The sequence below is a fragment of the Enterocloster sp. 210928-DFI.2.20 genome, assembly GCF_020554465.1.
Lineage (GTDB): Bacteria > Bacillota > Clostridia > Lachnospirales > Lachnospiraceae > Enterocloster > Enterocloster bolteae.
On the sequence record NZ_JAJCHK010000030.1, the window covers coordinates 50,873 to 70,983 of the forward strand.

Annotated in this window: 17 protein-coding genes; 15 read left to right on the forward strand and 2 right to left on the reverse strand. The window is 50.8% G+C overall.

Going from position 1 to position 20,111, the window contains the following annotated elements; translation table 11 throughout:
• Positions 1–52: 52 nt before the first annotated feature.
• The 11 genes from galT to LI015_RS21650 all read left to right on the forward strand — a co-directional run bounded on the left by galT (position 53) and on the right by LI015_RS21650 (position 11,735).
• Positions 53–1,636: a UDP-glucose--hexose-1-phosphate uridylyltransferase gene (galT, locus tag LI015_RS21600; RefSeq protein WP_227126359.1), complete on the forward strand. Its 1,584-nt coding sequence runs from the start codon at positions 53–55 to the stop codon at positions 1,634–1,636.
• 380 nt (positions 1,637–2,016) lie between these two features.
• Positions 2,017–2,466, forward strand: coding sequence for a PTS sugar transporter subunit IIA (locus LI015_RS21605; RefSeq protein WP_002571194.1), 450 nt, complete (start codon positions 2,017–2,019; stop codon positions 2,464–2,466).
• A 4-nt stretch (positions 2,467–2,470) separates the two neighbouring features.
• On the forward strand, positions 2,471–3,535 hold the full coding sequence (locus LI015_RS21610) for a PTS fructose transporter subunit EIIC (protein ID WP_002569401.1): 1,065 nt from the start codon (positions 2,471–2,473) through the stop codon (positions 3,533–3,535).
• 54 nt (positions 3,536–3,589) lie between these two features.
• Entirely contained in the window at positions 3,590–3,898 is a 309-nt protein-coding gene (locus tag LI015_RS21615) for a PTS fructose-like transporter subunit IIB (protein ID WP_002569400.1), read from the forward strand.
• Between the two features lie 134 nt (positions 3,899–4,032).
• The gene (locus tag LI015_RS21620) at positions 4,033–6,069 is read left to right on the forward strand and encodes a PTS sugar transporter subunit IIA (RefSeq protein WP_002569399.1); all 2,037 of its coding nucleotides are present in this window, start codon (positions 4,033–4,035) and stop codon (positions 6,067–6,069) included.
• Positions 6,070–6,178: 109 nt separating this feature from the next.
• On the forward strand, positions 6,179–6,520 hold the full coding sequence (locus LI015_RS21625) for a cupin domain-containing protein (RefSeq protein WP_002569398.1): 342 nt from the start codon (positions 6,179–6,181) through the stop codon (positions 6,518–6,520).
• A 478-nt stretch (positions 6,521–6,998) separates the two neighbouring features.
• Positions 6,999–7,670 carry a YczE/YyaS/YitT family protein gene (locus LI015_RS21630; RefSeq protein ID WP_002569397.1) on the forward strand — a complete coding sequence of 224 codons (672 nt, stop codon included), beginning with the start codon at positions 6,999–7,001 and terminating at the stop codon, positions 7,668–7,670.
• Entirely contained in the window at positions 7,667–9,016 is a 1,350-nt protein-coding gene (locus LI015_RS21635; protein WP_002571190.1) for an amidohydrolase family protein, read from the forward strand. Before LI015_RS21630 ends, LI015_RS21635 begins: the two co-directional genes overlap by 4 nt.
• A 104-nt stretch (positions 9,017–9,120) precedes the next feature.
• Positions 9,121–9,765: a flavodoxin family protein gene (locus LI015_RS21640; RefSeq protein ID WP_002569395.1), complete on the forward strand. Its 645-nt coding sequence runs from the start codon at positions 9,121–9,123 to the stop codon at positions 9,763–9,765.
• Positions 9,752–11,086 carry a UbiD family decarboxylase gene (locus LI015_RS21645; RefSeq protein ID WP_002569394.1) on the forward strand — a complete coding sequence of 445 codons (1,335 nt, stop codon included), beginning with the start codon at positions 9,752–9,754 and terminating at the stop codon, positions 11,084–11,086. Before LI015_RS21640 ends, LI015_RS21645 begins: the two co-directional genes overlap by 14 nt.
• Positions 11,087–11,114: 28 nt before the next feature.
• Positions 11,115–11,735: a UbiX family flavin prenyltransferase gene (locus tag LI015_RS21650; RefSeq protein WP_227126360.1), complete on the forward strand. Its 621-nt coding sequence runs from the start codon at positions 11,115–11,117 to the stop codon at positions 11,733–11,735.
• A 16-nt stretch (positions 11,736–11,751) separates the two neighbouring features.
• Here the strand turns inward: LI015_RS21650 and LI015_RS21655 are convergent, their stop codons facing one another.
• Positions 11,752–13,110 carry a uracil-xanthine permease family protein gene (locus LI015_RS21655; protein ID WP_002571187.1) on the reverse strand — a complete coding sequence of 453 codons (1,359 nt, stop codon included), beginning with the start codon at positions 13,108–13,110 and terminating at the stop codon, positions 11,752–11,754.
• A 481-nt stretch (positions 13,111–13,591) separates the two neighbouring features.
• On the opposite strand from LI015_RS21655, the gene LI015_RS21660 reads away from it, so the two are divergent.
• Complete coding sequence (locus LI015_RS21660) at positions 13,592–14,068, forward strand: (2Fe-2S)-binding protein (RefSeq protein ID WP_002571186.1); 477 nt, start codon at positions 13,592–13,594, stop codon at positions 14,066–14,068.
• A gap of 3 nt (positions 14,069–14,071) precedes the next feature.
• A complete protein-coding gene (locus LI015_RS21665) occupies positions 14,072–16,330 on the forward strand; it encodes a xanthine dehydrogenase family protein molybdopterin-binding subunit (RefSeq protein WP_227126361.1) in 2,259 nt (752 codons plus the stop codon).
• Between the two features lie 122 nt (positions 16,331–16,452).
• On the opposite strand, the gene LI015_RS21670 is transcribed toward LI015_RS21665, so the two are convergent.
• Positions 16,453–17,352, reverse strand: a complete 900-nt coding sequence (locus LI015_RS21670) for a LysR family transcriptional regulator (RefSeq protein ID WP_002569389.1) — start codon at positions 17,350–17,352, stop codon at positions 16,453–16,455.
• A gap of 186 nt (positions 17,353–17,538) precedes the next feature.
• On the opposite strand from LI015_RS21670, the gene LI015_RS21675 reads away from it, so the two are divergent.
• Positions 17,539–18,717 (forward strand): M20 metallopeptidase family protein, encoded by a 1,179-nt coding sequence (locus tag LI015_RS21675; RefSeq protein WP_007037761.1) that lies wholly within the window; start codon positions 17,539–17,541, stop codon positions 18,715–18,717.
• A 27-nt stretch (positions 18,718–18,744) separates the two neighbouring features.
• Complete coding sequence (locus tag LI015_RS21680; protein WP_002569387.1) at positions 18,745–20,028, forward strand: MFS transporter; 1,284 nt, start codon at positions 18,745–18,747, stop codon at positions 20,026–20,028.
• Positions 20,029–20,111 lie beyond the last annotated feature (83 nt).

Below are 20,111 nucleotides of genomic sequence, written 5' to 3' on the forward strand. Positions count from 1 at the left end.
CCGGATATAAAAGTAAAAAAGTGCATTGTGGTTGCGGGGCGTGAGGGATATAATGGAAGAAAACAGCGGTATGTGGCTGTGCTTAGATGGAAGCGTGTACAGGGAGGATATTTCTATGGTTTATGAAGCGGTTGAGGGATTGGTACAGTACGGCCTGGATAAGGGGCTCATATCTGAGGCGGACGCGGTTTATGCCAGGAACCAAATCCTGGATGTGATGGGAATGGATGAGTATGAAGAACCCCAGGGTCCGGTGGAGAGCGGGGATTTGGAGGCCATTTTAAAGGAGCTTCTGGACTGCGCTGCCGGCACGGGCGTGCTTAAGGAGGACAGCGTGGTCTACCGGGACCTTCTTGACACGAAGCTGATGAACTGCCTGATGCCAAGGCCGGGTGAGGTGGTGAAGGAATTCTGGAAACGCTATGAGGAGTCTCCTGAGAAAGCAACGGACTGGTATTATGGTTTCAGCCAGGATTCCGATTATATCCGCCGTTACCGCATTGCAAGAGATATGAAGTGGACCACGGATACCCGCTACGGTACGTTGGACATTACGGTAAACCTGTCCAAACCGGAAAAGGATCCAAAGGCCATTGCAGCGGCCAAGCTGGTCAGGCAGAGCGGCTATCCCAAATGCCAGCTGTGCATGGAGAACGTGGGGTATGCAGGGCGGACCAACCATCCGGCCCGGAATAACCACAGAATCATTCCCATTACCATCAATGACAGTCAGTGGGGATTCCAGTATTCCCCATATGTGTACTATAATGAGCACTGCATTGTATTTAACGGACAGCACGTGCCTATGAAAATTGATAAGGCGGCATTCAGAAAGCTGTTTGACTTTATCAAGCAGTTCCCCCATTATTTCCTGGGTTCCAATGCGGACCTTCCCATTGTGGGAGGATCCATCCTGAGCCATGACCATTTCCAGGGGGGTCATTATACCTTTGCCATGGCAAAAGCGCCCATAGAGAAGCATTTTTCCATAAAAGGGTATGAGGACGTGGAAGCGGGAATCGTATTCTGGCCCATGTCCGTGCTGAGGCTTCGGGCAGCAGACCCGGACAGGCTGATTGAGCTGGGGGATGTTGTTCTGAAAGCATGGAGAGGATATACGGATGAGGACGCATTTATCTTTGCCGAGACAGACGGAGAGCCTCACAACACCATTACGCCCATTGCCAGAAAGGTTGGGGATACCTTTGAACTGGATTTGGTGCTGCGCAATAATATTACCACTGAGGAGTTCCCGCTGGGCGTATACCATCCCCATCAGGAGCTGCACCACATAAAGAAAGAGAACATTGGCCTGATTGAGGTCATGGGACTGGCCGTGCTGCCTTCCAGGCTTAAGACGGAACTGGCAATGCTGGGAGAGTACATGGTGGATGGAAAGGATATACGAAAGGATGAGGTCCTTCTGAAACACGCTGACTGGGTGGAGGAATTCATGCCCGGATATCAGGAAAAGGGCATCCTGGTGACCAGGGATAATGTGTGGTCTATTCTGCAGGAGGAAGTGGGAAAGGTGTTTGCACGGGTTCTGGAGGATGCAGGCGTCTATAAATGCGATGAGAGGGGACGGAGAGCATTTGCCGGATTCCTCCATTCTGTTGGATTTGAGGAGGTATAATCAGCCTGGCGGTAAGGTACATTTCCAGGTCTGTGGGAATTGATAATCATGAGTTACAGGGTCATGCAGCGGAACCGCGTCCGTTTTCATGGCCCTGTTTTCGTGTGCGGTTCGATTTGTGTTCGTGATTTTGTTTGTGTTCGCGCCCATATGTATTTCTGTACCGGTGTTGATTTGTGTAAAAAATTTTTGCAAATCTTCTATCTGTTCAAAAACCTGGTCCGGGATTATGATAATGCATGTAAGGGATGGCACAGAACAGACAGAAACAAAACAGTGCCTGACACATTTTCTTAAGCGCTTAAGAAGAAACAAACAGCAGCGGCAAACAGGTAAGAGAATAAAAGACAAATTCCGGAAGAACCGGAAGGAGGCAAGGGATGAGTAAGTTAATTAATGAGAACTGTATCGTATTCGATATGGAAGGCAGTAAAAAGGATATCATAAGAACCCTGTCAGGGGAGCTGTACAGGGCGGGAAAAATCACGGACACAGAGGAATTTTATCAGGATGTACTGGCAAGGGAAGCGATTACCCCAACCTTTGTGGGATTTGACATGGGACTTCCCCATGGCAAAACAGACCATGTGCTGGAGGCCAGTGTATGTTTCGGACGTACCAAGGAACCGGTGGTTTGGAATGAGGAGTCAGGTGAGACAGCAGATTTAATCATTCTCATCGCAGTGCCCTTAAGCGAGGCAGGGGACACCCACTTAAAGATACTGGCCAATCTTTCCAGAAGGCTTATGCATGAGGAGTTCAGGGAGTCTTTGAGAAGCAGCACCAGGGAACAGGTATACACCATATTAGAAGAAGTTCTGGAGGGGTAAGAAAATGAAAGAGCAGCTGAAGATTTTAAAGAAACATATATTGACAGGTACATCCCACATGATTCCGTTTATTGTGGCCGGCGGTATCCTTTTTTCTCTGGCAGTCATGCTGAATCCGGCCGGCGCAGCCACACCTGAGACCGGCTGGCTGGCAGGTCTGGCGCAGATTGGCCTGGGCGGACTGACACTGTTTGTCCCGGTACTGGGCGGTTATATCGCTTACTCCATTGCCGACAAACCAGGTCTGGCACCCGGTATGATTGGGGCGTATCTGGCAAAGGAGATGGGCGCCGGATTCCTTGGCGGCATGGCGGCCGGCTTAATTGCAGGCGTTGTGGTAAAGGAACTGAAGAGAATCAAGCTTCCGATTTCACTGAAAACATTAGGCTCCATTTTCATCTATCCTCTGGTGGGCACCCTGGTAACAGGCGGTATCATTGTGTGGGGAATCGGCGGACCCATTGCCGCTATTATGAACGGACTTACCAACTGGCTGTCCAGCCTGGGGGATGTGGGCAAGGTGCCGCTGGCCTCCATACTCGGAGCCATGACTGCCTTTGATATGGGCGGTCCTGTCAACAAGGTTGCCACCCTCTTTGCACAGACACAGGTGGATACGCTTCCCTACCTTATGGGCGGCGTGGGCGTGGCTATCTGTACACCGCCCATCGGCATGGGCATCGCTACCCTGCTGGCACCCAAGAAGTACAATGTGGAGGAAAAGGAAGCAGGAAAGGCAGCTATTCTAATGGGATGTGTGGGAATCACAGAAGGAGCCATTCCGTTTGCGGCCAACGACCCCTTAAGGGTAATCCCGTCCCTGATTGTGGGAGCCGTGGTAGGCAATATCATCCCATTCCTGGCAGGCGTCTTAAACCATGCTCCATGGGGCGGACTCATTGTGCTTCCGGTGGTGGAAGGCCGTATCTGGTACTTTATTGCAGTGCTGGCAGGTGGATTTGTGACCGCACTTATGGTAAACTTACTTAAGAAGAACTATGTGGAAGAATCCGCGGGAAATGACACGGACCTGGATGACCTGGACGAGATAACATTTGACGAATTATAATAAGTGACTAGTGGTAATAAATAGAGATTAGAAAAGGATAAGGAGGATTTTACAATGAAGGTAGTTGGTATTACATCGTGTCCATCGGGAGTAGCTCATACATATATGGCAGCTGAGGCGTTAAAGCTGTCCGGCGAGAAGCTGGGAATGGAAGTGCTGATTGAGACTCAGGGCGGCGCAGGAGTGGAGAACCAGTTAAAGCAGAAGGACATTGACGAGGCGGTGTGCGTGGTTTTGGTCAATGACGTGGCCCTGGAGGGACTGGACCGCTTCAAGGGAAAGAAAGTCCTGAAAATGGGCGTGTCAGACCTGATTAAGAAGTCTGACGCGGTGATGAAGAAGATTCACGATTCTTTCCAGTAAAATTTCCGGTTGGATTTCCGGCTCGTTCCGGTAAAATGGAATTCAGGGGAGCATATAAAAATACCATATGATAACAGATAAGAGGAGTGGGGAGCGCTCCTCTTGTCTGCATATGCAGACAGGAGAAGAACGAGATGTTTAATGGGAGAATGCTGAACATTATCCGGTATCTGAAGGAGCACGGGGAGGCCACCTACAAGGAGATGGCCAAGGCTCTGGGGATATCGGAGCGGAGCATCCGCTACGATGTGGACCGGATCAACGACATATTGTCTCTGGAGCGCCTGCCGGAGATAGAAAAACACTCCAAGGGGCTGCTGCGATATCCCCAGTCCCTGGACCTTAAGGGCCTGGAAGACGGAAACGAGGTGGTCTATACCGGCAAAGAGCGGATGTCCATTCTGCTGCTGATCCTGCTTATGAGGAATGAGGACTTAAAGATTAACCAGCTCAGCGGGCAGTTCAGGGTTTCGCGCTCCACGGTAAAGAACGATATGGCTGCACTGGATGAACGGCTTAAGAAGGACGGAATGGGAATCGGGTATTCCGGCCATTTTTATCTGTCCGGCCCGAAGCTTAAGCGCACCACCCTGATGAACCAGGAATTCAGGAAATACATCGAATACCTCATAAACCCCTTTACGGAGTACAATTCCTATGAATTTTACTGTATCCACATCATCCATAAGGCCTTTGAGGGCATCTCCATTGCCAACGTGGTGATGGCGGTGGACGGACTGCTGGAGGAGCTTAAGTGCACCCTGACCAGCAGCTCTTACCTGTGGTATATGTCGAATGTGGTGGTTCTGGTGTGGTTCATTCTCCATGACAAGGACTATCCTCTGGATATCACGGTGGTGCCTGACTATGACCGGGAGGTGTATCAGCGTTTCGGAGAAAAGCTGGGGGCCATCATCGGAAAGCCTGTGTCAGAAGAACATATGGCAATGATGGCGAAGATGTTTGACTTTACCAATAAAATGGCGGGCGGTACAGCGGAGGTGGACCCGGTGCATACCCAGGAGGTGACATTTTCCCTGATTTCCGCTATGTCAAAGCGGATGAACATGCCCTTTGACAAGGACACAAACCTGGTGGAGGGACTGCTGAACCACATGATTCCCCTGATTCAGAGAATCAATAACCATGTGGATATCCACGACAATGTCAGTTCCCTTATGCGGCCTGAGGAGCAGCAGTTTCTAAGTATTGTAAAGCAGTGCTGCAAGGAGACGGACACCCTTGAAAAGCTGGAAAATGAGGATGAGCTGGTATATCTGACCATCTGCTTCATGGCCAGCATCCGGAGGATGAAGGGAGCACCCTATAAGAAGGTGCTGCTGGTGTGCGGCCATGGGTATGGAACCACCACCATGCTGAAAGAATCACTGCTGAGCGAGTACCAGATACATATTGTGGACACGCTCCCTATTTATAAGCTCTCATCCTACCCGGACTGGGCGGCCATTGATTATGTGCTGTCCACCATCCGCATTAACAACAGCCTGCCAAAGCCCTGCCTCACGGTGAATCCGATACTGCAGAGCGAGGACAGAGCTGCCATGGACCGGCTGGGCATACCCAGGAAATCCCTTTTATCCAGCTATTACTCCATTGAGGAGAAACTGGGATTCCTGGACGAGAACACCAGGGCCAGGGTTATGGACGTGGTGAAAAAGGAACTGGGATATCAGACCGTCCAGGTATTTCACAGCCCGAAGAGCTTCAGCAGTTTCCTGAAATTTGACTGCATCATGAGGGCGGACCTGGTGTCTGACTGGAAAGACGCGGTCCGTATGAGCGCGGGCCTTCTGGTAAAACGGGGATTTGTGGAGGAATCCTATGTGTCCAATATGCTTGGCTTTATAGAGAAACAGGGATTTTATGCTGTTTCGGATGATTCCTTTGCCCTTTTGCACGGTAAGGGGGCGGAGGGAATTAGTAAGACAAGCCTGAGTCTTCTGGTTACCAGGGAGCCTGTGGTATTCGGGGAGAAAAAGGCGCGGGTTATATTCTGTCTGGCCAGCAGGGATGGAAAAGAGCACATACCGGCTGTGGTCACGCTGATGCGTATGGTGAAGACAACGGCCCTGATTCACGATCTGGAGGAGAGCCGGTCGGAGGAGGAACTATATCAGACCGTGCTCAATTGTGAATTTGAGGTGTTGTAACGGGGCGCGCAGAGTAGTATAATAACAGGGACTATACAGCACCGCCGGCCTGGTATAATGGAGGATATTCGGTTGACGGCTGCGGTAAATGATGGAAGGAGACAGTGACATGCTGGATGAAAGATGGGTGTTTCATGAGAATGCGGAGCCGGTTCAGGCGGGTCCCGGGGTTGTCAGGAGGGTTCTGGCTTACAGTAAGGATTTGATGTGTGTGGAGAATACCTTTGAGGAGGGAGCTGTGGGCAGCCTTCATCATCATCCCCATACCCAGATTACGTATGTGGTCAGCGGAGAATTTGAGTTTAATATAGACGGTGAGAAAAAAACAGTGAGGGCAGGAGATACCATGCTAAAGCTGGACGGCGTGGAGCATGGATGCGTATGCAGGAAGGCTGGAATCCTTCTGGATATCTTTAACCCCATGCGGGAGGATTTTGTATCGGTTTTATGAAAAACACTTGTGCAATATGCTTAAAAAATCGCTGTTTTATTGTAAAACAACGATATTCTTTTGCTAGAATATTGACTTTTGCTCCTGGATTGATATAATCGGGGAGTAAATAGTTGCGTGCAGAGCTTCGGCTTGATTTTGTACAACATGAGTTTGTGGACCTTTCTTTTTCAAAGGTCGGCGGATTCGTGTTGTTTTTTTTGTCCTAAAATAAAATTGGGAGGGGAAAGCGGACGGGGTGCATGCGCGGATTACTATTATTTTTCCAAAAGACAGGAGTGTACACTCACACCATATTTCCGCCGGTCGCACTATTCTAGAAATCCGCCGGGAAATGGACAACTTACGACCAGACTGCCAAGCGTGGCCAAGGGCCAGACTCCGGGATTACACATAATATGTGTACCGCGCGGAAATTCCGGAAAGAGCAGTGGGTCGGACGCAAACCAAATGAAAAGAAAGCGGAGGTTACTCAATTATGTCTAATGGTACTAATTATGCAAAGGATTCACAGATGACCCGGCGTTATATCATGCTTCTTATTGGAATATTCTTCATGGGAACGGGGATCTCCCTGATAATCAAATCAGGAACAGGAACATCTCCAATGAGCAGCCTTACCAATGTTATGACCCAGATATGTCCTCTGTTGACATTGGGTATGTACACGTTTTTGTTAAATGTATTGTTCTTTATCGGGGAATTTATTGTGGATTTTAAGAGCTTCTCAGCGTCAAAGTTTATTCAGCTGATTCCTACCTTTTTCCTGAGCGTTGCGGTGGATTTCAATATGTTCCTTGTAAGGGGACTCCATCCCGAGACCTATATACTGAAACTGGCAGTACTCATCATCGGATGCATGTTCTTTGGACTTAGCATCGCATTTATGGTTTCGGCTGATGTCATCCTGATGCCGGGAGAGGCCCTGATTAAGATTATTTCCGTAAAGTACCAGAAGGAATATGGCAATGTAAAGACCGCAGTGGATGTTTCGCTGGTGGTGCTGGCAGTCATCGTATCTCTCATTTTCCTGAACACCATTTACGGCGTCAGGGAAGGCACATTGATTGCGGCGTTTACAATCGGCAATTTCTCCAGATTTTTCAGAGGTTATACCAATAAACTGGTAAGGGAGGTGGCACTGCAGTGAGAGAAGGATATAACAACCTGCACATCGTAACCGTGGATGGGCTGGACCGCATATACGAGGATGGAGGTATCCTCTATGAGGACGGAGTGATTACACATGTGGGGGACAGAGCTTACATAGAGAAGAAGGCGGGGGAACTTAAAATCGAGCTTAAGGACGGAAAGGGAAGGTATCTGTTCCCGGGACTTATCAACACCCACACCCACCTGTATCAGGATATCATGAAGGGAATGGGAAGCGACCTGAGTCTGGAGGACTGGTTTCCCAAGTCCATGGCCCCGGCAGGCGCCGTGCTCCGGGAGAGGCATGTGGCTGCGGGCGTGAAGCTGGGACTGGCAGAGGCCATCCGGTGCGGCGTGACAACGGTGGCGGATTATATGCAGCTGCAGCCTGTAAAGGGGCTGGGAAAACTGGAGCTGGATATCGCCAAAGACATGGGCGTCAGAATGGTGTACGGCCGGGGCTACCGCGATATCGGAAAGAAGGAGCTGGTGGAGAAGGCCGAGGACGTCTTTGCCGATGTGACTGCCCTGAAGGAAGAATTTGAGGGGGACGGCATGTACCGCGTGTGGCTGGCTCCGGCAGCCGGCTGGGGGGCCAGTCTGGAACTCCTTAAGGCCACCAGGAAATATGCGGACCGGAATGCCACACCCATCATGATGCATATGTTTGAGACGGGAACGGATGACAAAATCAGCCGGGAGAGGAACGGAAAAAGCGCTATTCGTCATTATGAGGAATCAGGGCTTCTGGGAGCTGACCTGCTGGCTGTACATTCGGTTGCCATCGGAGAGGAAGAAATCAGTACCTATGCCAGAAACCATGTGTCTGTTTCCTACAATCCCATAGCCAATATGTATCTTGCATCGGGCGTGGCCCCTGTGGGAGAAATGCTGAAGGCCGGAATTACAGTGGCAATCGGCACGGACGGGGCAGGCTCCAACAATGACAACGACATGTTAGAGGCCATGAAGTTTGGCGCCCTGCTGCAAAAGACCTTCCACAAAGACCCTTTGGCCATGACGGCGGGGGGAATGCTCAGGATGGCCACCATAGAAGGGGCCAGGGCGCTGGGCTTGGACCAGCTGGTTGGTTCCATTGAAGTGGGGAAAAAGGCTGACTTCTTCCTGTTTGACCCGGCTAAGAGCGTAAAGTCCTGTCCGGTCCATGACATTGTGGCAACGCTGATTTATTCAGGGGACCATAAGGCGGTAGACACAGTGGTTATTAACGGCAAGACGGTTATGGAGGAAGGCAGGTTCCTTCTGGCAGATGAACAGGAGATACTGAATACCGCCCAGCTCATGGCAGAGGATCTGGTAAGGTGCATACAGGAGAATCAGTAGAGGCAGGGACAATATCGGCAGGGACAATATCAACAGAGACAATATCAACAGAGACAATATCTGCAGAGACAATCACAGAATACAGATGAAATGAGGAGAGTAATATGGCAAAAATTTTAGGTATCAGCGGAAGCCCGAGAAATAAGTCCACGGAATATGCTCTGGGAGAAGCCTTAAAAAGCATAGAGTCAAGGGACGGCATAGAGACGAGTATGATAACGCTGAGGGGGAAAAAGATTGCGCCCTGCAACGGGTGCGGATACTGCAAGAAAAATAAGACATGGTGCTGTCTGAAGGATGACTTTGAACCTCTTTTGAAGGAGTTTATGGAAGCGGATGCGTACCTGTTCGGTTCCCCGGTTTATGCCTATGGACCCACTCCCCAGCTGTCGGCTTTTTTCAGCAGGATGCGGCCTCTGTTCCATGTGTATCCGGAACTCATGAGGGATAAAATCGGCAGTGCCTTTGCTGTGGGCGGAACCAGAAACGGCGGAGAAGAGGCCACCATTACTGCCATGCACAATATGATGATGGCGAGAGGAATCAATATTGTCTGTAACGAGGTATACGGCTACGCCGGAGGTTATATCTGGTCCAAGGACCAGGGACAGGAAGGCGTTGACGCAGACGAAATCGGCATGGGAGGACTTTTGAAGCTGGCAAACAAGCTGGCTGATATGGCACTCATCCGGGAATATGGCAAGAAGGCGTTGGAAGAAAGAGAGGCAGCAGTGAATGAGCGGGATTAAGGATTTAAGAGATTTTCTGGCAGTTTTAAAGGATAACAAACTGCTTTTTGAGACAGAACGGGCAGTGGATTGGAAGTATGAGATTGGCTCCCTGCTGGCCACCCTGGAGGCAGAGGGCCAGAGAACCGGTTTATTTCACAATATCAAGGATAAGGAATTCTCTGTGTGCGGAAATGTGCTGGCATCCATGGACGGCATTGCCCTGGCTCTGGGCTGCAGGAAGGATGAAATGACGGATTTCCTGGCAGATTGCCTGGAACATCCCGTGAAGCCACAGGTAGTGGCGGACGCCCCTTGTCATGAAAATATACGGATGGGGGATGAGATTGATTTAGAACGCATACCGGTTCCCATCCACGCCCCAAAGGACGGCGGCCCCATCATCACAGGCGGGGTGATTGTCAGCAAGGAGATAGACGGAACCCGCCAGAACCTGTCCTTCCAGAGGATGCATGTGAAGGGGAAGGATAAGTTCAGCATCATGATCAATGAGTGGCGCCACCTGAAGGATTTCTACGACCAGGCGGAAAGCCAGGGGAGAGCCCTTCCCATCGCGGTTGTCATCGGTGCGGATCCGGTTATCTATGTGGGAGCCGGACTGCGCTATGACGGGGATGAGACAGAGATTGCGGGCGCTATCAGAAAAAGTCCGATTGAGGTGGTGAAATGCATCACTTCCGACATCTATGTACCAGCCACGGCCGAATTTGTGATTGAAGGTGAAATCCTTCCGGATTACAGGGAGAAGGAAGGTCCTCTGGGAGAGTTCACGGGCCACTACAGCGAGCCGTGGAACAGCCCTATGGTGCAGGTGAAGGCTATCACCCACAGGAACGGAGCCATTTACCAGACCATAAACGGCGCCTCCTTTGAGCATATCAATCTGGGAAATGTGCTGCCCAGGGAGCCTCTCCTTAAGACCCATACCCAGTATGTGAGCAAGGGAGTTACCAATGTACATATTCCACCCTATGGAAGCGGCTTCCTGGCCATTGTCCAGATGAAGAAAAAGAATCCGGGAGAGCCGAAAAATGTGGCTCTGGCAGCCATGACAGCGTATGTAAACATTAAGAATGTGATTGTGGTGGATGAGGACGTGGATATCTATGATCCCGCAGACGTGATGTGGGCGGTATCCAACCGTGTGATTCCTGAAAGGGATATTTTCTATATCCACAATGCCCAGGGACATGAGCTGGATCCCTGTTCCGACGAGCGGGGCGTACAGACGAAGATGGGGATTGACGCCACACTAAACGAGGAGAGCAGATGCCTGGAGCGGGTCCGCTATCCCAAGGTGGACTTAAAGGATTACCAGTAAGGAAATAGTAAGATAAGGAGCATGGCAAATGGGAAAATACATAGTAGGAATCACCGGGGCAAGCGGGTCAATTTACGCAAAGCGGGTCATAGAAAGGCTGATTCAGAAAGGCCATCATGTGTGTATCTGCATGACCCAGGCGGGAAAGCTGGTGGTGGAGTCTGAGCTTGGCTGGCAGATTGGGCAGGATACCCCTTCCGGGGAGGTGGAACAATATCTGCAGGAAATCTTTGGGTCAAAGGAGCTGATTCACCATTACGATGTCCATGCCATAGGCGCGCCCATAGCCAGCGGATCCTCCGGAATGGATGCCATGATAGTGGTCCCCTGTTCCATGGGTACACTGTCCGCCATTTGCCATGGCTCATCCCATAACCTTTTGGAGCGGGCGGCGGATGTGTGCCTGAAGGAACGGCGCCCCCTGGTCATCGTACCCAGGGAAGCGCCTTACAACCAGATTCATCTGGAAAACATGACAAAGCTGTCAGGTTACGGGGCTGTCATAATGCCTGCGTCCCCTGGATTTTACTCCCGTCCAAGGTCAATTGAGGAGATGGTGGATTTCTTTGTGACACGGATTCTGGACCAAATGGGAATCCATGAGCCCTCGGACAGCAGGTGGACGGGAATGGATGTGTGTGTTAAGTAGATAGGGCTGCGTCCGGTTATTCGGCGTCCAGGGCAGCGCGTTCCCGGGCTTCTTCGTCAACGGTTTTTCCTGGGGCTAACAGGTTGAGAAGGAAGGACATGACGCCTGCCACAACCACTGGTTTAGAGAGAAGGGCCTGGGCCAGGGGAGGAAAATTCTCCAGGGCCGCAGTGCCTTCCAGGGTGGACAGTCCCATGGCCAGGGCAATGGATACGCCTACAATTGTACTGTTGCGGGCGGTTAAGGGCTCGCTGGACACTAATTTGAGTCCGGTCAGCGTGATCATACCAAATACAATGAGGGTTCCGCCGCCAATGACCGGGGCCGGAAGGGTGGATACCAGCGCGCTGAATTTAGGTACGATGCCAAGGGCGAGCATAATTGCGCAGGCAATGGTGATGACACGGCGGCTCACTACCTTGTTCATGGACACAATGCCCACGTTCTGGCTGAAGGAAGAAACCACAGGCACGCCGAAAATGGTGCCTACCAGGGTGGCGATTCCGGATGCAGCCACGCCTCCTGTCAGTTCCTCGCTGCGGGGTTCCCGGTCAAAACCTCCTACCGTGGTGCCTGTGATATCTCCCACGGACTGCATGATATTGACAATGGTAATCAAGAGGATCGGCAGAACCATGGACAGGTCAAAGGACGGCATACCGTAGAAAAAGGGTTTTGGCACTGCCAGCCAGCTGGCGCTTACCACACCGTCAAAATGGACCATGCCCATGCACAGCGCCAGCACGTATCCCACCACGGCGCCCAGCAGGATGGAGGCCATCTTGACCACGCCCTTGCACATCAGGTTGAAGAAGAGGACGGCGGCCAGGGTTACAAAGGCCACAATCCAGTTGTTCAGCTGGCCATAGGTGGGGGAACTGGCATTGCCGGCCATGTATTTTAAAGCAATGGGATACAGGGAAAGGCCGATGGACAGGATGATGGTGCCGGTGACCACAGTGGGAAAGAATTTATGCAGTCTGCCTACGCAAAAGCCCAGCGCAATGGTGATAACAGCGCACAGGAGCTGGGCGCCGAACACGCCGGGAAGGCCGTATTGGGCTGCAATCGGAGTAAATACAGGAACACAGGTAAAGCCCGCGCAGAATATGACGGGGAGTCTGGAACCCACGGGGCCCAGGGGACATACCTGTATCATAGTGGCCAGGGCAGACATCATCAGAGAGTACTGAATCATGATGGTCCTGGTGGCAGCATCGGCACCGGCTGCACCGGCTATGACTATGGGTACTGTTACTGTACCCAAAAACATGGCCATGATGTGCTGCAATGAGATGGGAAGGGCCTTGCTAACAGGCGGTTTGCTGTCAAAGACGTACAGGGAATGGCTTACTTCTTGATTTCGTGCATTCATGTTGGATAAATCTCCTTTCCAGATGCTGACCGGCCTTGCCGGACCAGGAATGTGAGGAATTTTCACATGGAGTATGTTAAAAGTTCCACGAAGCGAGTATAAGTCATTTGTTTTGGTTTGTCAACTTGCATAAAAAACCGTATATTTATGATAAGTAAAATAGCAAAGTGCCTTAATTTGCAAGGTTTTTTTGAGAAACAGCGGGAAGTATCAGGCGGTAAAACCAGTAAAAAAAGTTTATTTTTGTAAAAAGTGCTTAAAAAAGTCGTTCTCTGTTGTGATAAAGCGACAATCTTTTTCGAGAATGTTGACTTTTATAGCTGAATTGGTATAATCAGGAAATATATAGATAAATGCAAAGCTTGGGCTTTTTATATCATACTGCGGAACATAAGTTTGGAGACCTTTCTTTACCAAAGGCCGACATGCTTATGTTTTTTTTATCCAGAAAAGGATACCGGGACAGACAGGAGATGGTTAGATGGAACAGATATGTTTAAATATTAACAAAAAAAACTACAATGTGGCAATTGAAAAAAACTGGACTCTGCTTTATGTACTGCGGGAGGAACTGGAGCTCACAGCCGTGAAATGCGGCTGCAATACAGGGGACTGCGGTGCCTGCAAGGTAATTATTGACGGGGAGGCAGTGAATTCGTGCCTTGTCCTAGCCAGGAATGCAGTGGGTAAGACCATTGAGACCGTGGAAGGTTTATCGGACGGAATCCATCTTCATCCAATCCAGCAGGCATTTATTGACGTGGGAGCGGTCCAGTGCGGTTACTGCACACCGGGAATGATCATGTCGGCCAAGGCGCTGTTGGACAAAAATCCCGATCCCACAGAGGCAGAGATAAGAGCCGGTATTTCCAACAACCTGTGCAGATGCACCGGATATGTAAAAATCGTCAGGGCCATTCAGCTGGCAGCCAGCCGGATGCAGAAGGAGGGGAAGTAGAGGATGGAATTACAGACGCCCAAAAACGGAGTGATTGGCACGGATATGCCTGTGAGGGATGCTGCCCTGAAGGTGACCGGACAGTTTAAGTACGTTGGAGACATGACTCTTCCCCATATGCTTCATGCAAAGGTGCTGTTCAGCCCTGTGGCCCATGCCAGAATCAAATCCATAGACACCAGCCAGGCGGAGCAGTTAGAAGGGGTCCGGGCGGTTGTGTGCTGGAAGAATGCGCCGGATGCCCTGTTCAACAGCTGCGGCGAGGAGATTGACGGAGAGAAAACGGAGCGGGTATTTGACAGCACCGTGCGCTATGTGGGAGACAAAGTGGCAGCCGTGGCAGCCGACACAGCAAAGATAGCGGAGCAGGCCCTGAAGCTGATTCGTGTGGAATACGAGGAGCTGCCGTATTACCTGGAGCCGGAGGATGCCCTGAAGGAGGGGGCATATCCCATCCACAAGGATTCCAATGTGATCGAGGAAGTGGTCCAGGAGGCAGGGGATGTAGAGAAGGGGATGGCGGAAGCGGATTATATCTACGAGGACGACTTTGAAACACCTGCCATCCATCATGGGGCCATTGAGACGCACACATCCCTGGCTGTCTATGAGAGCAGCGGCAAGCTCACCGTCTACACGCCCAGCCAGGATGTGTTCGGGCACAGAACCAATCTGTCGCGGATTTTCGGTCTCCCCATGAGCCGGGTCAGGGTGGTGAACCCCGGAATCGGAGGGGGATTTGGCGGGAAGATTGATATGGTGACAGAGCCTGTCACGGCCCTTCTGGCCATGAAGACAGGACGTCCCGTGCGCCTGGTATACACCAGGAGAGAGGATATTCCCTCATCCAGGAACCGCCACAGCATGAAGCTCCATCTGAAAACAGGCATGAAAAAGGACGGCACCATCGTGGCACAGGAAATGGATGTCATTGTGAATGCAGGAGCGTATGCAGGCGGAACCATGAGCATTGTCTGGGCCATGAGCGGCAAATATTTTAAGAACCACAAGACACCAAACCTGCGGTTTCATGCTGTGCCGGTGTACACAAACACCCCTGTGGCAGGAGCCATGAGAGGCTTTGGTTCTCCCCAGGAGTTCTTTGCCCAGCAGTGCCAGCTGAACAGGATTGCAAAGGATCTGGGCATGGACATAATCCAGCTCCAGCTTAAGAACCTGGTGGAGCCGGATGGGTTTGACCAGAGGGACGGCCTGCCCCACGGAAATCCCAGGCCCATTGACTGTGTACTAAAGGGAATGGAATTGTCAGGATACGAGGAGGCTGTCAGGGAACAGGAGGATGCCGCGGACAGCAGGTACCGAATCGGCGTGGGCATGGCTGTTGCAGCCCACGGCAACGGTGTATTCGGCGTAAGACCGGATACAACGGGAGTCATCATCAAGATGAATGAGGATGGCACGGCTGTGATGTTTACCGGTGTCAGTGATATGGGAAATGGTTCCGTAACCACCCAGACCCAGGTGGTAAGCGAGATACTGGGCATCCCCATGCCGCACATCGAATGTGTCCAGGCCGACACCGATGCAACGCTTTGGGATATGGGAAATTATTCCAGCAGAGGTACGTTTGTGAGCTGCAGCGCAGCGTTAAAGGTTGCCGGTCAGGTGAAAACAGAGCTTCTTAAGGAGGCTTCCGGCCTGCTGGAAGTGGATGAGAGTGAGCTGGATTTAAAAGATCAGAGGGTTTACTGCATTTCCAGGCCTGATACGTCTGCCTCCCTGGCAGAGGTGATCAAATATGCAAAGCAGGCCCATGGCAGGGATATCTGCTGCGCGGACACATTTGCCTCCTGCGCCATGGCCGTATCCTATGGAGCCCATTTTGCCAAGGTCCAGGTGGATATGGAAAACGGCAGTGTAAAGGTACTGGATTACACGGCAGTCCACGACATCGGCAAGGCGCTTAATCCCATGGGCGTGGAAGGCCAGATTGAGGGCGCGGTCCAGATGGGAATTGGCTATGCCCTGACAGAGGGCTTTATACTGGATGATAAGGGAAAGGTAAAGAATACCACCTTAAAACAGTACCACATGCTGAACGCACAGGAGATGCCTCCCATTAAAGTGGGGCTGGTGGAACAGATTGAGCAGTCAGGTCCTTTTGGGGCCAAGAGCATAGGCGAGTGTTCTGTGGTACCTGTGGCCGCGGCAGTGGCAAACGCGGTATCCAATGCAGTGGGAAAACAGGTGAAGCGGATTCCGGTAAGGCCGGCGGATGTGATGAAGCTGATAGAGAGCTGAGTTTGGCGGAAAGAGTTGGAAGCTAGAGCGTTGGAAGCTAAAAATATATTATTATAGAAGAAACAGCATTGGGGACAGCGCCAGAAACAGTGGGCTGTCCTCTCTTTTACGGTCCTTTTTTGTCAGGGCGTCTGTCCGTCTAAGGCTGCAAAATCCCGCAGAAACCGTATGAATTCCCGTTCCCTTTTATTAGGCCTGTAGTCTGTCTGGGTCACAAAATAGAGGTTCAGATACAGGTTTTTGTCGCTGATTGGCACGAAACAGAATCCGCGTCCATCCGAGGTTTTGCCTCTGACTGACAGGGAGATGTATTGGCCCTCTCTGATGGCATCAAAGAACTGCCCGCGGTTATCTACCTCCAGGCGGTTGGGATGGTCGGACAGGCCGACTAACTTCAGGTAGGAGATGGCGGAGACATCATTGAAATGCACGTAGGGATAGTCAAACAATTCCTTTATGGATACGGAAGGTTTCTTATAGAGAGGATGCTCCCTGGAAACCATTACATACAGCGGAATGGAAGTCATAAGCTCTTCGCAGGAACAGTGGAAGTCCCTGGCCAGCCTCAGGTATTTTTCCTTTTTTTCTACGGCGCAGAGAATGAAACCAAGACGCGTACGGCCTGCCGCAACCGACTCCAAGACCTCCTGGTTCCCCATTTCTGTCAGACGGTCCGGAAACTGTTTGGCAGACTGTTTTTTAAATTCCAGAAAAAGCCTCATAATATTGGATACGAAATAGGAAGAAATCACCATAGGCTGTTCTGCTTCATCCCAGGACAGCTGTTTTAATTTCTCATATTCATACAGTATGATGCGGGCACTGTCCATGAATTTTATTCCTTTTTCTGTCAGAAGGATTCCGTTGTGGCTGCGTTTGAATAGCTGGCAGCCCAGTTCCTCCTCCAGATTCTTAAGGACTCCGCTTAAATAGGGCTGGGAGACCAGCAGCCTCTGGGCGGCTTTGTTGATGGACCGGCATTCTGCCACGGTCATTGCATATTCTAAATGGCTGAAATTCATGATGTTACCCCTTTTGTGTACAATTTGCCTAATAATAAAATGGTTATAACCCATAAAATATTCGGAATAACCGAATGCCCGGGAGCTATGGTAAGATTATATCACAGAAATAAATAAAAGTTAACGAAACTCCGGAGAAGTAGTTATAAAAATCAAAGAGCCTGTCTGAAGGAAAGGGGTAAAAGAATGTATAGAGAATTACTGGAAGAGGCAAAAACCATGGAGGCAGATCTGATTGCCTGGAGGCGCAAGCTTCACACCATGCCGGAACTGGGGCTGGAGCTGCCTGATACAAGTACGTTTGTTCGGGAAAAGTTAGAGGAGATGGGGATTCCTTATGAGATTAAGGTCAATGGTTCCTGCGTGGTTGGAATTCTTGGAAAAGGGAGCAGATGCTTTATGCTGCGCAGCGATATGGACGGCCTGCCTTTTCAGGAAGAATCAGGGGAGGAATTTGCGTCCCGAAACGGCAGGATGCATGCCTGCGGACATGATCTTCACGCTACCGTGCTGCTGGGAGCTGCAAGGCTTTTGAAGCAGCATGAGTCTGAGCTTAAGGGCCAGGTAAAGCTTCTGTTCCAGCCGGGAGAGGAGACCTTCCAGGGAGCCAGGGCAGCCGTTGAGGAAGGCGTGCTGGACCATCCAAAGGTGGACAGCGCCTTCGCCATGCATGTGGCAGCCCAGATGTCCCCGGAATATGTTGCCTACGGAAGCCTTCCCATGGCGGGGGTCTATGGATTCAGGATTACCCTGACAGGACAGGGCGGACATGGTTCCAGGCCGGAAAAATGCATTGATCCCATCAATACAGGCGTACATGTCTATCTGGCGCTGCAGGAGCTTATTGCAAGGGAGTGCCCGGCCATCTCAGAGACAGCCCTGACCATCGGACAGTTCTGCGCGGGCAGCGCCTCCAATGTGATTCCTGAGACTGCCGTCCTGCAGGGAACCATGAGGAGCTTTGACGAAAAAACAATGTCTCATCTGATTGCACGGCTGAATGAAATTGTACCTTCCGTGGCAGGGGCCTACCGCACAAAGGCGGAGATTGAGGTGATAAGCGATATTCCCATTGTCAGGTGCAATGAGGAGCTGAACCAGGAGATTGTGGAAGGGCTTAAGGAGCTGGAGCCGGAGCTGAAGGCGGTCTGCGCTTATCATGTGATGGGATCGGAGGACTTTGCCTATATTTCCCAAAAAATACCAGCCAGCTATATGTGCATTGGAGCCGGTATCGAGGATGTTTCAAAACGGTATGTGGAGCATAATCCCAAGGTGCGTTTTCATGAGTCTGCCCTTGTCAAAGGCGCTGCTATTTATGCCGGGACAGCCATGAGATGGCTGGACCTCCATGGAAACCAGTAGAACATGTCTGGGGAAAGAGAGGACAATATGGCGGAAAACAAACGCTTTTTTTACGGTTGGCTTATACTGCTGACCTGTATCCTGATTATGGGGCTGGGGTATGCGCCTCTGGTGAGCTGCGCAAGCCTGTTCACAAAACCGGTGACAGAGGATCTGGGATTTACCAGGAGCGGATATGCGCTGGTCAGCACCATTGCAGCCCTGATGATGGCATTTATGTCGCCGTTCATTGGAAAGATCATGTCAAAGCCGTACATGCACAAAGCCCTGGTGGTGTGTATGATTGGAAACTGTCTGGCGTACTACTGTTATTCCTTTGCCAGCACCCTGCCCCAGTTTTACGTGACAGCAGCCTGTATCGGATTTTTTGAATGCGGCTCAACTATGATTCCGGTCAGCGTACTGATTACCAACTGGTTCAGGAAAAAGAGGGGACTGGTTATGAGTATTGCCATGGTGGGATCCAGTATAGGCGGAACCATATTAAGCCCCATAATCGGAAACCTCATCGCATCCCAGGGATGGCGGTTTACATATAAGGCTGTGGGCATAACCAGGCTGGTTATCCTGGTTCCTCTGGTACTGCTTGTCATCAGGCGGACTCCCGCTGATATGGGGACCAAGGCATACGGCGCGGATGAGGAGGGAGAGACAGGAAAGGCCAGGAAAACAGAGCGGGAGTGGAATGTGTCGCTGAAGGAAGTAAAGAAAAAGCCCATGTTCTGGTGCTTTGTATTGGGATGCACGCTGATTTCAGCCACTGCAGCCGTCATTACACAGATACCGGCCTCGGTTATGGATGCCGGATATGCAACCACCACAGCGGCCTCCATCGCCTCCTTGTACCTGTTTATTGCCATTCCCGGAAAATTGGTACTGGGACATATTTATGACAGGTATGGTGTGAAGGCAGGAATACTATTTGGAAATACCATGTTTTTTCTTTCCGTTATTTGTTTGATATTTATTAAACATCAGCCCTTCCTGTACCTGATGGCAATATTGTTTGGATTCGGGACCTGTATAGGAACTGTAAGCGCTCCGGTTATCACCAGCGGTATCTTCGGCACAAAACATTACGCAGAAATCTATGGATTCCTGAGTCTGTTTCCCAGCGTGGGATATGCCCTGGGCGGCCCTCTGATTGCGTCAGCCTATGATTTGACAGGCTCATACAACATTGCCTGGATTATTGTGGCAGCCCTGTCCATCGTCATGACGGCATTTCTTTTGTACTCCTACAGGGTCAGCCGCGTGTGCATAAAGGAGCAGGAAAAAACTGCTGATAGGGCAAAAAACACAATGCAATAACGGCAAAATGCGTTAAAAATTAAACACACTTCAATTCGTAAAGTAAAATAGGCTGTCTCCGTTGCGGCTCGGAATCACGTAAC